The organism is Pseudomonas sp. LM13, assembly GCF_041381355.1.
GTDB lineage: Bacteria > Pseudomonadota > Gammaproteobacteria > Pseudomonadales > Pseudomonadaceae > Stutzerimonas > Stutzerimonas frequens.
Window position 1 is genome coordinate 27,100 of the sequence record NZ_JACBXH010000011.1, and the last position, 12,769, is coordinate 39,868.

Annotated in this window: 12 protein-coding genes; 10 read left to right on the plus strand and 2 right to left on the minus strand. The window is 60.8% G+C overall.

Going from position 1 to position 12,769, the window contains the following annotated elements; genetic code table 11:
- Nucleotides 1-57 precede the first annotated feature (57 nt).
- Together HZR81_RS09755 and HZR81_RS09760 are read left to right on the plus strand one after the other, a co-directional pair.
- Entirely contained in the window at nt 58-783 is a 726-nt protein-coding gene (locus HZR81_RS09755) for a TonB-dependent receptor plug domain-containing protein (protein WP_500127978.1), read from the plus strand.
- A gap of 63 nt (nt 784-846) precedes the next feature.
- Nucleotides 847-2,013, plus strand: coding sequence for a TonB-dependent receptor (locus HZR81_RS09760; protein WP_500128007.1), 1,167 nt, complete (start codon nt 847-849; stop codon nt 2,011-2,013).
- Between the two features lie 56 nt (nt 2,014-2,069).
- On the opposite strand, the gene HZR81_RS09765 is transcribed toward HZR81_RS09760, so the two are convergent.
- Together HZR81_RS09765 and HZR81_RS09770 are read right to left on the minus strand one after the other, a co-directional pair.
- Nucleotides 2,070-2,495, minus strand: coding sequence for an organic hydroperoxide resistance protein (locus HZR81_RS09765; RefSeq protein ID WP_500127979.1), 426 nt, complete (start codon nt 2,493-2,495; stop codon nt 2,070-2,072).
- A gap of 134 nt (nt 2,496-2,629) precedes the next feature.
- Nucleotides 2,630-3,079: a MarR family winged helix-turn-helix transcriptional regulator gene (locus HZR81_RS09770; protein WP_208218431.1), complete on the minus strand. Its 450-nt coding sequence runs from the start codon at nt 3,077-3,079 to the stop codon at nt 2,630-2,632.
- 758 nt (nt 3,080-3,837) lie between these two features.
- On the opposite strand from HZR81_RS09770, the gene HZR81_RS09775 reads away from it, so the two are divergent.
- From HZR81_RS09775 to clpX, 8 genes are all read left to right on the plus strand, one after another.
- The gene (locus tag HZR81_RS09775; protein WP_256070092.1) at nt 3,838-3,963 is read left to right on the plus strand and encodes a hypothetical protein; all 126 of its coding nucleotides are present in this window, start codon (nt 3,838-3,840) and stop codon (nt 3,961-3,963) included.
- Nucleotides 3,964-3,972: 9 nt separating this feature from the next.
- Nucleotides 3,973-4,824, plus strand: coding sequence for a cytochrome c (locus HZR81_RS09780; RefSeq protein WP_152481269.1), 852 nt, complete (start codon nt 3,973-3,975; stop codon nt 4,822-4,824).
- 55 nt (nt 4,825-4,879) lie between these two features.
- A complete protein-coding gene (locus HZR81_RS09785) occupies nt 4,880-6,241 on the plus strand; it encodes a cbb3-type cytochrome c oxidase subunit I (RefSeq protein ID WP_500127980.1) in 1,362 nt (453 codons plus the stop codon).
- Nucleotides 6,238-7,053 carry a CbbQ/NirQ/NorQ/GpvN family protein gene (locus tag HZR81_RS09790; RefSeq protein ID WP_500127981.1) on the plus strand — a complete coding sequence of 272 codons (816 nt, stop codon included), beginning with the start codon at nt 6,238-6,240 and terminating at the stop codon, nt 7,051-7,053. The genes HZR81_RS09785 and HZR81_RS09790 overlap by 4 nt, the downstream gene beginning before the upstream one ends.
- Nucleotides 7,054-7,056: 3 nt before the next feature.
- Entirely contained in the window at nt 7,057-9,075 is a 2,019-nt protein-coding gene (locus HZR81_RS09795; RefSeq protein ID WP_500127982.1) for a nitric oxide reductase activation protein NorD, read from the plus strand.
- A gap of 179 nt (nt 9,076-9,254) precedes the next feature.
- A complete protein-coding gene (tig, locus tag HZR81_RS09800; RefSeq protein WP_253750280.1) occupies nt 9,255-10,565 on the plus strand; it encodes a trigger factor in 1,311 nt (436 codons plus the stop codon).
- A gap of 89 nt (nt 10,566-10,654) precedes the next feature.
- Nucleotides 10,655-11,293 (plus strand): ATP-dependent Clp endopeptidase proteolytic subunit ClpP, encoded by a 639-nt coding sequence (clpP, locus tag HZR81_RS09805; RefSeq protein WP_102841136.1) that lies wholly within the window; start codon nt 10,655-10,657, stop codon nt 11,291-11,293.
- Nucleotides 11,294-11,391: 98 nt separating this feature from the next.
- Complete coding sequence (gene clpX / locus HZR81_RS09810) at nt 11,392-12,672, plus strand: ATP-dependent Clp protease ATP-binding subunit ClpX (RefSeq protein ID WP_063543014.1); 1,281 nt, start codon at nt 11,392-11,394, stop codon at nt 12,670-12,672.
- Nucleotides 12,673-12,769: the final 97 nt, after the last annotated feature.

Below are 12,769 nucleotides of genomic sequence, written 5' to 3' on the forward strand. Positions count from 1 at the left end.
CATGCTCGGCGACAATCATGAATACGAAACGTTCGCATTCATGATTCGAGGTTCAGCATGCAACACTGCCCCATACCATTGTCCCTGCTCGGCTCGCTATCGTTTGCGGCACTGCTGAGTGCCTCGCCCTGCCAGGCACAACCTGACCAGCCTCTGGAGCTGGGCGGCACCGAGGTCACCGCGAGCCATGTCCAGGGAGACAGTGTCGAGGCCGAACAGCTGCAGCACTATCAGGCGGCTGACCTGCAGGATGTGTTCGAGTCCAGCCCGGAGGTGTCCGTAGGCGGCGGGCCCGGCGTCGCGCAGAAGCTCTACCTCCGAGGCTTCGAGGACACCTTGTTGAATATCTCGATTGATGGTGCCAGCCAGCCCGGACAGACCTTTCACCATACCGGTCGCATCGGGATCGAGCCTGAACTGCTCAAACGAGCCGAAGTACAGGCCGGAACAGGTGACGCGACGTCCGGACCAGGGGCCCTCGGCGGCTCGATTCGCTTCGTGACCAAGGATCCGGATGATCTGCTGCGCCCGGGCGAGCGTGCAGGTGCCTTGTTGAAGGGGGGATATTTCAGCAGCGCTGAGGGTTACAAGACCAGCACCAGCCTGTTCGGAAGGCTTACAGACGACTGGTCCGCACTGGCGGTCGCCAGTTACCAGGACCAGAACGACTACGAAGACGGCAACGGGCGCGATGTGCTCGGCACCGGAGCGCGCCAACAGCTGGGGTTCGCCAAGCTGGTCGGCCGGCTGAGCGACGAGCAGACGCTACGTCTGTCCTACTAGAAGCGGACCGATGAGGGCGAGCGCAGCCAGCGCCCGCAGTGGATTCCGAGCGGTTTCAATCCGCTGTATCCCCTCGAGACCGAGCGGGAAACCTGGACGCTGAACTACGCTTGGAAGTCCCTCGATGGCGAACTCCTCGACCTTGCAGTGACGACGTACCACACCACCACCGAGTTGCAGCAGGACGGGCGCTGGGGGCTCTACTTCGGCGATACCACCAGCGCGGGGCTGGACGTGCGCAATACCAGCGAGCTGGGTGCCCACCGCCTGACTTATGGGGTTGACTACCGTGACGACCGCACCCGCCTGGGGCCGGACGGTGATCGAAGCCTGGATCAGGAAGAGGGCAGCGTGCTGGGCCTGTATCTGCAGGACAGTTATCAGCTCACCAGCAAGCTGCTGTTGGGTATGGGGGTTCGTTACGATCGCTATCGTCTCGATGACCGTGACGGACAAGACTTCGCCGATGCCGGCTTCAGCCCGAACGTCAGCCTGCGCTATCAGCTGACCCCTTTGCTGGCGCTCACTGCGGGCCACGCCCAGGCCCTGCGAGGTGCGCAGGTGCGCGATGCCTTCAAGCTGGATGCCGCCGGAAACGATCCCAGCCTCGACGCAGAAAAGGCCCGTACCAACGAACTGGGTTTCGAGTTCCGCCGCGGCGGGGCGGAGCTATCGGGCAAAATCTACGATACGCGCATTCGCAATGCGATCTACGATCCAAGCGGAAGGCCCAATTTCTACGTGAACGGCGGAACGTTGGAAAGCCAGGGCGTGCTATTGCAAGGCGCCTATCACTGGCAGCAGCTGAGCATCGGCCTGAGCTATCACCACAACGACGTCGAGCTCGACGGCAACGATCTGAATGTCTATGAGCACAACGGTCTCGGCACGACGGTCGGCGATACCTGGACCGGTTTTGCCGACTATCGCGTCAGTGATGCTTTGTCCTTCGGTTGGCAGGGGCGCTTCGTCAGCGGCGTCGATTCGCTGCGTACCGGTGTGGGCACGCTGGACAAGCCTGGCTATGGTGTGCACGACCTCTACGCCCAATGGTCAGCGCTGAGTAATGATCGGCTGGTGGTGAACCTGACGCTGAAGAATATCTTCGACAAGCAGTACCTGGATCACGCTAGTAACGAGGATTTCGAACACATCCCCGGGTACGAAGGCGTGCGTGGTAGCTACGAGCCGGGCCGCGAGCTGCGCCTCGGTGTAGCACTGCGGATCTGAAGTCCGCCTGCTGAGCCCGGAGGTACCATGCCTCCGGGCTGCCTGGGACCGTGGCGTCAGACCAGCAACAAGCTAACCTGGATATTTCCGCGGGTTGCGTTGGAGTAGGGGCATACCTGATGGGCGGCTTCGACCAGCCGCTGGGCCAGTTCTCGGTCCAGTCCCGGCAGGCTGACCTGCAGCGCGACTTCCAGGCCGAAACCACCCGGAATCTGGCCGATCCCGACGTTGGCGGTGATGGACGTTTCTGCCGGAAGCGCCTGCTGCTGTTGGCCAGCGACGAATTTCAAGGCACCGATGAAGCAGGCCGAGTAGCCTGCCGCAAAGAGCTGCTCCGGGTTGGTCGCGTTACCGCCCTGACCGCCAAGCTCCCTTGGTGTGGCCAGCCTGACGTCAAGGTTGCCGTCCGTCGATACGGCGCGACCGTCGCGTCCGCCGGTGGCGGTAACGGTGGCGGTATACAGAGCTTGGATGGTCTGCATGGGGCTCTCCTCTTTGTACACAAAATAATTGAGCGCTAAATAATGTCAGCGAAAGCTAGCCGGCAATTCCTTTGTGCGCAAGATAATATTCCGTTTCAAGCCCGAGCTATCGTTGCGAGACGAGCCGCAATGGTTCAGAGCAGCTTCAGCAGAGCGCTACGCAGGGCTACTACCTGGTCCTTCAGCGTTGCAACGGCTTCGGTAGACTGACCGCTGGCACCGAGGATGCTCGCGGGAATGCACTCGGCTTGTTCCTGCAGCGCGCGTCCTTTATCGGTGAGACGCAGCTCGACAACACGCTCGTCGTCGCTACGGCGAGTGCGGGTGATCAATCCTTCCGTTTCCAGCCGCTTGAGCAAGGGTGTCAGTGATCCCGGGTCCGTCATCAGGCGGGAGCTGATATCGCCGACGGTGATGCCATCGGTTTCCCACAGCACGAGCATCGCCAGGTATTGCGGGTAGGTCAGGCCGATGCGCTGAAGCATCGGCTTGTAGACCTTGGTCATCAGCAACGAGGTCGAATGCAGGGCGAAGCAGAGCTGGTTGTCCAGTTGCAAGGCCGGGCATGAAGGGGGCTTGGTCATGGGAAGCGTGATCGGATGCGGTGGCCGCTACGTTAGCGTTCCTGAGCGCGTCGAGCAACGCATCCGCCGCTGGCTGGGCGCCTTGCAACGATCCTGAGTGTGCACTGTTCATTCTTTCTTGCGCCGGATATTCCTCGCCGGCCGTTACATGCGACTCACCGGGCCCCGTTTTGCGCACCGCCATAACCATCTGTCGGCCAGTTGAATATATATTTTCGAAGGACGTAATTAATCCTGCAGTTCGCGCCGGAGTTGCTCGATTTGATCAGCGTCAATTTAATCAAGCAGAGCGGATTAATACCGCATCAATGATTTTCGATATTCGGATCATTAAATCTGATATGTGCAGCCTGGGCGTGGATGTGACTGCTGGCGGACAGGTCTTGGCCGTCTAGAATGGCCCCTGTAGCTGTTCGGTATTCGAGCAAGCGTCGAATGAAGGGAGAGACTCTAGGAATATGGCTTATTAAGCCAGTGACTCATGTGCAACGGCCGAATAGAAGTAACTTCGAATTTCGCCGGCAAGCGGCCTGCAATAACGATGAAGTTAATCATCGGGCAGCAGTGCTTCGTCAAATCAGTCTTTAACCGGGCAATCGAGGGTGGCGGAGCGATAAAAGCTCAGCCGCTTCTCGGAGCGGCGCAGAGGCACGGCGCAACGCAGTGCTGAACTCATCGTTCCGGAGAGGCTTGAGCGCTGTTGTACCGAACTCTGACAGCCCGACGGTGGGTAGCGATTGCCGTCAAAGGAGAACCGCATGCAAGCCAAAAAGCTCTACGGTCCGGTGAAATTGTTGAGCTTCGTCGTGCTGCTTCTGATGCTCGGCGCAATGCTTTACGCGTTCTCGATGACCCTCATTCACTGGACCGGCATCAATGTCTGAGGGGGTGAAATGAACAACCGCCAAGCCAGGCTTTTCGCGATTGCCGCAACCGGAGTGGCCGCGCTCGTGTTCATCGGGCTGACCGTCGACAGTCATCGGCAGTTTCCCGCGCTGACCAACGCTGAGAACATAACGCCGCAGGTCAGGCACGGCATGGATGTATGGCACAAGTACAACTGCATCAACTGCCACACCTTGTTCGGCGAAGGAGCGTACTACGCACCGGACCTGACCAAGATCACCCAGCATCGTGGCGAGCCATATCTGAAAGCGTACATGCGCGATCCGTCCAAGTTCTACGACGAGCAGGTCCACCGCCGTCTGATGCCCAAGCAGGACCTGGCGGAGAGCGAAATCGATGACCTGATCGCATTCCTCGATTGGGTCAGCAAGGTCGACAACCAAGGTTGGCCGCCGCGACCGATCCTGGTCACCGGCAGTTTCGTTCCGGGCGCCGATACGCTGAAGACTGGTGGCACGCAACGTAGCGACTTGCCTCCTGGGGCGCGGCCAGTGGACGCAGAGGACGACGACCGCGCACTGGGAGAGCAGGTGTTCCGCGCAGCGGTACCGGCTTGCAACGCCTGCCACTCCACCGCGCCGGGCGCCGACATGGCAGGGCCGACTTTATCCGGCATCGCGACTCGCGCCGCGCAAGTGATCGCTTCGCCCGACTACCAGGGGCAGGCCCAGGACGCACGCGGCTACATCCGCGAATCGATCGTCGCCCCCAGCGCGCACATCGTTGCAGGCGCGATGTACTCGGCTGACGGCACCTCGTTCATGCCGACCGGCTACGGCGAGAGCCTGACGGACGAACAGATCGATCAGCTGACAGCCTATCTCGAAACGCTCAAGTGACACGCGCACGGCACAGGCCCGGCCTGTTCCATGCTCGCTGCAAGGGGAAACTAAGATGCGCTATCAGTCCCAATCGGTCGCTTACTGGTATTTCGCCGTGGCGATGGTCCTGTTCGGCCTTCAACTGGTTTTCGGCCTGTTGTCTGCGACCAAGTACATCGGACCGGACCCATTGCTGTACATCCTGCCATTCGACGTGACCAAGGTTATCCATACCAACCTGCTGATCGTCTGGGTGCTGACAGGATTCATGGGCGCGACCTATTGGATGATTCCTGAGGAGTCGCGTACCGAGTTGCATAGCACCAGGCTGGCCTATGTGCAGCTAGTGCTCTGGACGCTGATGGGTGTCACCGCAATCATCGGTTACCTGTTCCGCTACGGGACGGGCAACAAGCTGCTGGAGCAACCGCTGCCGCACAAGATCGTGATCGTCATCTGCATGCTGATCTTTCTCTACAACGTCGGCATGACGATCCGTAAATCCGGGCGCTTCACGACCACCGAAGCGGTGCTGATCATCGGCTTCGTCAGTGCCGCGCTGTTGTATCTGCCTGCATTGCTGCACTACGAGAACTACACCGTTTCGATCTTCTATCGCTGGTGGACCATCCACCTATGGGTCGAGGGTGTCTGGATGATGATCATGGGTGGCTTTCTGGCGTACCTGCTTATCCGCTTGTCCGGCGCGGACCGAGAGGTCATGGAGAAATGGCTGTACGTGATCGTCGGCCTGGTGTTTCTTGCCGGCATCCTCGGTACGGCGCATCACTACTATTGGGTCGGTGTGCCCACTTACTGGCTGCCCATTGGCGGATTCTTCAGCGCGCTCGAGCCGCTCGCGCTGGTCGGCATGGCCGCCTACGCCTATGGTGCGATGCGCCGCTCAGGTATGGCGCATCCGAATACGCTGGCGCTGCACTGGACGATCGGCAGCGCGGTGTTTGCCCTGTTCGGCGCCGGGCTGCTCGGCTTGGCTCATACCTGGCCCAGCGTGAACAAATGGACCCACGGCACGCTGATCACCGCGATGCATGGTCACGCTGCCTTCTATGGGGCCTATGCCATGATCGTGCTGGCGATGATCACTTACGCTTTGCCATCGATGACCGCCGGGCGAAGGGAGCAGGGCAGCACGCTGGGCTACTGGGCGTTCTGGCTGCAGATCACCGGCATGTTCGGCATGACGTTGTCATTTGCCACGGCAGGTATCGCTCAGGTCTACCTCGAACGGATCATGGGCATGGGCTACCTGGATGCGCAGCTGAAGATCCAGATTCACTTCGTCATGCTGATCGCTACCGCCTCGCTGTTTACCGTGGGCGTTGCCTTGTTCATCTATGACTTTTTCCGCCATGCGCCGCGCTTCAGCACGGACGGGGCCGATTCGGCCTTGGCAGAGGCGCGCGCGACATGACGTTGCCAGAGCGCGCTCCACTGTCCCAGGCCTGTGCGGGCGAACCGTTCTATTTACCCGGTGGCAACGAAGTCGCGGTGTTCGAGCGCTGCCACGCGCGTGGTCTGGCCGTCATGCTCAAAGGTCCGACCGGTTGCGGCAAAACGCGTTTTGTCGAACACATGGCCTGGAAGTTGGAGCGGCCATTGATCACCGTAGCGTGCCACGATGACTTGTCCGCCAGCGACCTGATCGGCCGCTTCCTGATCCGCCATGACGGCACCGTGTGGCAGGACGGCCCGCTCACCCGAGCGGTACGCGAGGGAGCCATTTGCTATCTGGACGAGGTCGTCGAGGCGCGGCAGGACACCGTAGTGGTTCTGCACGCGCTGACCGATCACCGGCGACTGCTGCCCATCGACAAGACCGGTGAGTTACTGGTCGCCTCACCGGGTTTTCAGCTGGTGATTTCCTACAACCCTGGCTATCAGCGAATGCTCAAGGACCTTAAGCCCAGCACGCGTCAGCGCTTCGTGGCGATGAATCTCGATTTTCCGGGCGAAGAACAGGAAGCGAGGATCGTGCAGCGGGAGAGCGGGGCGGACGCGCCCACCTCAAGGGCGCTGGTCGCGCTGGCGCATCGGCTGCGAGCCTTGCGCGACCGAGGCCTTACCGAGGTGCCCAGCACTCGTCTGCTGATCGCCGCGGGTGCGCTGTGTGCCGATGGCATACCGATACGTGAGGCCTGTCTGGCGGCGATCGTGGCGCCTCTGTCGGACGACGAAGCGCTGGCCGAGGCGATGCAGGACCTGGTCTCTGGAATGTTCGTCTAGGACATGGCCGAAGCAGAGGAAGTCCTGACCGATGCGGCACGACACGCCACCGTGTTCGCCCAGCGTTTGTGGCGGCGCTTCGGTCCAGACTCGCCGGAGCCGAAAAGTGTTCCGCTCAGCGAGGTGGCCGAGCGGTTGGAACTGCTGCTGGCGGCGGTAACTAGTCATAGCTATCGACTACGCATCGCGCAGCCGCCGCCACGCCCCACGTTGCTGGCGGAGATGTTCGGCCGCAGCCCTCGACCGCACCGCCTGGCGGCGGTGCCGGCGACCGACGGTGCGAGCATCTGGTTGCCACGGGCGGTGCATATTCCAGACCGTACGCTGGCAACGTCGCTATACAAGGTCATGGCCCTGCAGCAAGCGATGCGGATCCGCCGGGGTAGCGCCCTGATCGACTGGCGCAGCCTCACACCCATGACCGGTGCGCTTTATCGATTGCTCGAAGCTCACGCGGCTGAGCAGGAACTGTTGCGGGAAATGCCGGGGCTGGCGGAGGCGGTGCGAACGCTGCGAGCCCACGCGTTGGCATTCCGCCCGCCGTTGAGTGCATTTGGGGCGGCGCGTCGGCCACTGGAGATTCGCGTGCGAGCATGGCTCGGCGGCGAGCTCGACGAGTTGCCGCTTCCTTCATCAGCCGAAGATTCTTGCGGCTGGGCCTCACGCCTGCTGGATCGCTGGCAACTACAGCCAGCCGCAGGCGGCCGGATCGGCCTCGACCCGCTGTTCGCCGACTACTGGTCGGGCGCCTTGCTTGCGCCAACGACGGATCATCGCGCCGCTGGTTGTGCGGAGGCCGACCGGGACCCAGCGCAGTCTCCGCCGCGCAGCGTACGGATGTGGCGGCGACCTGATGTCCGTCAGGCGCAGCCGGACGAGGACGAGTCGCCGCAGAGCGGACCACTGATGATCCAGCTCGATGAGCCGCATCCCCATGCGGAAGATCCGCTGGGCTTGCAGCGCCCGATTGATCGGGACGACGCAGGCGATACCGAATTGTTCGGCGAAATGGTCGGCGACTTGCCCCAGGCGCGCCTGGTCGCCTCTTCCGGACAGCCGAAGGAGGTACTGCTCAGTGACGAGCCACCGGACGGCTCGCCAGCGTCCGCAATTGCCGGTAACGCTTCGCAGGCTGGCATCCTTTATCCGGAGTGGGATTACCGGATAGGTCGTTATCGGGACCAGGGCGCGTTCGTGCAGGTGCATGCCGCGCTGCCAGGCAGTTCTGCCTGGGTACGAGACACGCTCGAATCCCATCGCGGCATGCTCGACGGGATTCGTCGCCGTTTCGAGATGCTGCGCCCGCATCGCGCCTGGGTGCGCGGGCGCGTCGACGGTGAAGAGCTGGATCTGGACGCCTATGTCGCTGCCGTGGCGAACCTGCGAGCCGGAGCGGGTCTGGACGACCGCCTGTACCGAAGTCAGCGGTCGATACAACGTGATCTGGCGATCATGTTGCTGATCGATGTGAGTGGCTCGACCGATAGCTGGATATCACAGGGGCGGCGCGTTATCGATGTCGAGCGGGAGGCACTGTTGCTGGTAAGCATCGCGTTGCAAAGCCTGGGGGCGCCGTATGCGATACAGGCATTTTCCGGGCAGGGGCGGACTGCGGTCGTAGTACGCGACATCAAATCGTTCGACGAGGCTTTCGGGCAGGACATCGCATTACGCATCGCTGCCCTGGAGCCGGAACACTACACGCGTTGTGGTGCGGCCATACGTCATGCCAGTGCCTCACTTATGCGTCAGCCCGCTACACGTCGATTGTTGCTGGTGCTGTCCGACGGCAAGCCAAGCGACAGCGACGACTACGAAGGTCGTCACGGTGTCGAGGATTCCCGCCAGGCCGTGCTTGAGGCGGTGCTGCAGGGGATATCGCCGTTCTGTCTCACTGTCGATCGGCAGGCTGGAGCCTACTTGCCGCGGATGTTCGGCACGAGCCGCTATGCGCTGCTTCCTCGGCCTGGCCTCTTGCCAACGGTGCTGCTCGACTGGATGAGACGCCTGGTGCAGAGCTAGCCGCTGCGGCAGTCGCAAGGTTCAGCCATATGGCGAAGCGAACGGCGGCGACCTGGCAACCGTACCGGTCATTCGGCGGCCATGAAGGGCAGGGTGACTTATGCCAACCGAGCCACTAGAATGCTTGCCCATTCTGGGGCCGGAACGCCCGGCTTATGTCTGTGCAACGAGGAAAATCCATGCAAGTTTCTGTTGAAAGCACCTCCGCTCTTGAGCGCCGCATGACCATCGGCGTGCCGGTCGAGCGCATCGAGACCGAAGTCAACAAGCGTCTGCAACAGACCGCCAGCCGTGCCAAGATTCCTGGTTTCCGTCCCGGCAAGGTGCCGATGAGCGTGATTCGCCAGCGCTATGAAGAGGCCGCTCGTCAGGAAGCACTGGGCGACCTGATCCAGTCGACTTTCTACGAAGCCATCGTTGCCGAGAAACTGAATCCGGCCGGCGCTCCGTCCGTCGAACCGAAAGTGTTCGAGAAGGGCAAGGACCTCGAGTACGTCGCCACCTTCGAAGTATTCCCCGAATTCGAGGTGGCTGGTTTCGAGGCCATCGAGATCGAGCGTCTGCAGGCTGAAGTGACCGACGCCGACGTCGATAACATGCTGGAAATCCTGCGCAAGCAGAACACTCGCTTCGAGAATGTCGAGCGTGCCGCCGAGAACGGTGACCAGCTGACCATCGACTTCGTCGGCAAGATCGACGGCGAAGCCTTCGCCGGCGGCTCGGCCAAGGGCACTCAGCTGGTGCTGGGCTCAGGTCGCATGATCCCGGGCTTCGAAGACGCCCTGGTGGGTGCCAAGGCCGGTGAAGAGCGCGTGATCAACCCGACCTTCCCTGAGGATTATCAGAACCTCGAACTGGCCGGCAAGACTGCTGAGTTCACCGTCACGGTGAACAACGTCGCCGCTCCGCAGCTGCCGGAACTCAATGATGAGTTCTTCGCCCAGTTCGGCGTTCAGGAAGGCGGTGTGGAAGGTTTCCGCGCCGAGGTGAAGAAGAACATGGAGCGCGAACTGCGTCAGGCCATCAAGACCAAGGTGAAGAATCAGGTCATGGAAGGTCTGGTCGCTGGCAACCCGATCGAGGTGCCGAAGGCGCTGATCGACAACGAGGTGAACCGTCTGCGTACCCAGGCTGTTCAGCAGTTCGGCGGCAACATCAAGCCTGACCAGCTGCCGGCCGAGCTGTTCCAGGAGCAGGCCAAGCGCCGCGTCGTGCTGGGTCTGATCGTCGCTGAGGTGGTCAAGCAGAAAGAGCTCAAGCCCGACGAAGCACGCGTTCGCGAGCTGATCGAGGAGATGGCGTCTGCTTACCAGGAGCCGGAGCAGGTGGTGGCCTGGTACTACAAGAATGCCGATCAGTTGAACGAAGTTCGCTCGGTTGTGCTCGAAGAGCAAGTTGTAGATACTGTTCTGCAGCAAGCCAAGGTGACCGACAAATCGGTCTCCTACGAAGAAGCTGTCAAGCCTGCGGAAGCTCCGCAAGCCGCCTGATTTCTTCATCTTTCCGAGTGCACCAACATAAGCCAGCCTCGTGCTGGCTTATGTCTTTTGAGGCATGACATAGGGAGTATCGTTGGAACATGTCCCGCAATCCTTTTATGCAAGCTCCGGACATTCAGGCCGCCGGTGGCCTGGTCCCGATGGTGATCGAGCAGTCCGCACGCGGTGAGCGCGCTTACGACATCTATTCCCGCCTCCTGAAGGAGCGGGTGATCTTCATGGTCGGCCAGGTCGAAGACTACATGGCCAATCTGATCGTTGCGCAAATGCTCTTTCTCGAGGCGGAAAACCCTGAGAAGGATATCCATCTTTACATCAACTCCCCGGGCGGTTCGGTCACTGCCGGTATGTCGATCTACGACACCATGCAGTTCATCAAGCCGAACGTGTCGACGATCTGCATCGGCCAGGCCTGTTCCATGGGAGCCTTGCTGCTGACCGGCGGTACGGCTGGCAAGCGTTACTGCCTGCCGCACTCGCGCATGATGATTCACCAGCCGCTGGGCGGTTTTCAGGGGCAGGCGTCGGACATCGAGATTCATGCCCGTGAGATCCTCACGATCCGCGAGCGCCTGAACAAGGTCCTGGCACACCACACCGGTCAGCCGATGGATGTGATTGCCCGAGATACCGACCGCGACAACTTCATGAGCGGCGAAGAAGCCGTCAAGTACGGCTTGATCGATCAGGTACTGACTCAGCGCCAGTTGGCACTTTGATCGCTCGCAGCCTGCGATATGCGGCCACCCCGTGGGCTTGAAAAAGCCCACGATTGCCTTCATCTTGTGTTTCAAGCCTTCCCGATTGGATCGACCGAATGACTGACACCCGCAACGGCGAGGACTCCGGCAAACTGCTCTATTGCTCTTTCTGCGGCAAAAGCCAGCATGAAGTACGCAAGTTGATCGCCGGGCCCTCCGTTTTCATCTGCGACGAGTGCGTCGACCTGTGCAATGACATCATCCGTGAGGAGGTGCAGGAAGCGCAGGCTGAGAGCAACGCGCATAAACTGCCCGCGCCCAAGGAGATCAGCGCCATTCTCGACCAGTACGTCATTGGTCAGGAGCGTGCGAAGAAGATCCTGGCGGTGGCCGTTTACAACCATTACAAGCGGCTGAACCAGCGCGACAAGAAAGAAGAAGTCGAGCTGGGCAAGAGCAACATCCTGTTGATCGGTCCGACCGGTTCGGGCAAGACACTGCTTGCTGAGACATTGGCGCGCCTGCTGAATGTTCCGTTCACTATCGCTGATGCGACGACCCTTACCGAAGCCGGTTACGTGGGCGAGGATGTCGAGAACATCATTCAGAAGCTGCTGCAAAAATGCGACTACGACGTAGAAAAGGCCCAGATGGGTATCGTCTACATTGACGAGATCGACAAGATCTCGCGCAAGTCCGACAACCCTTCGATCACCCGCGACGTTTCCGGTGAAGGTGTCCAGCAAGCGCTGCTGAAACTGATCGAGGGTACGGTTGCGTCCGTGCCGCCGCAGGGTGGTCGCAAGCACCCGCAGCAGGAGTTTCTGCAGGTCGACACCCGCAACATCCTGTTCATTTGTGGCGGGGCTTTCGCCGGCCTGGAAAAGGTGATTCAAGGGCGCTCGACTCAGGGCGGTATTGGCTTCAATGCCGAGGTGCGCAGCAAGGATCCGGGTAAGAAGATTGGTGAATCGCTGCGGGCGGTAGAGCCGGATGATCTGGTCAAGTTCGGCCTGATCCCCGAATTCGTGGGTCGTCTGCCGGTAATCGCTACACTCGACGAGCTCGACGAGGCGGCGCTGATCCAGATTCTTACCGAGCCCAAGAATGCGCTGACCAAGCAGTACGCCAAACTGTTCGAGCTTGAAGGCGTTGATCTGGAGTTTCGTGCCGACGCACTGAAGGCCGTGGCCCATCGCGCGCTGGAGCGCAAGACCGGCGCTCGCGGTTTGCGTTCGATTCTGGAAGGCGTGTTGCTGGATACCATGTACGAGATCCCTTCGCAGAAGGATGTCAGCAAGGTAGTGATCGACGAAAGCGTGATCGAAGGTACCTCTCAGCCGCTGTTGATTTACGAGAATACGGAGCCACCAGCCAAGGCTGCGCCTGAGGCGTGATCGAACAAAGGGGCCTGCGGGCCCCTTTGTGTTTGCTCGCTGCCTTGTTTTTTGCGGGGCGCGCCCTCATCTTTGGTTGAAGGGAACCGCCCGTCCG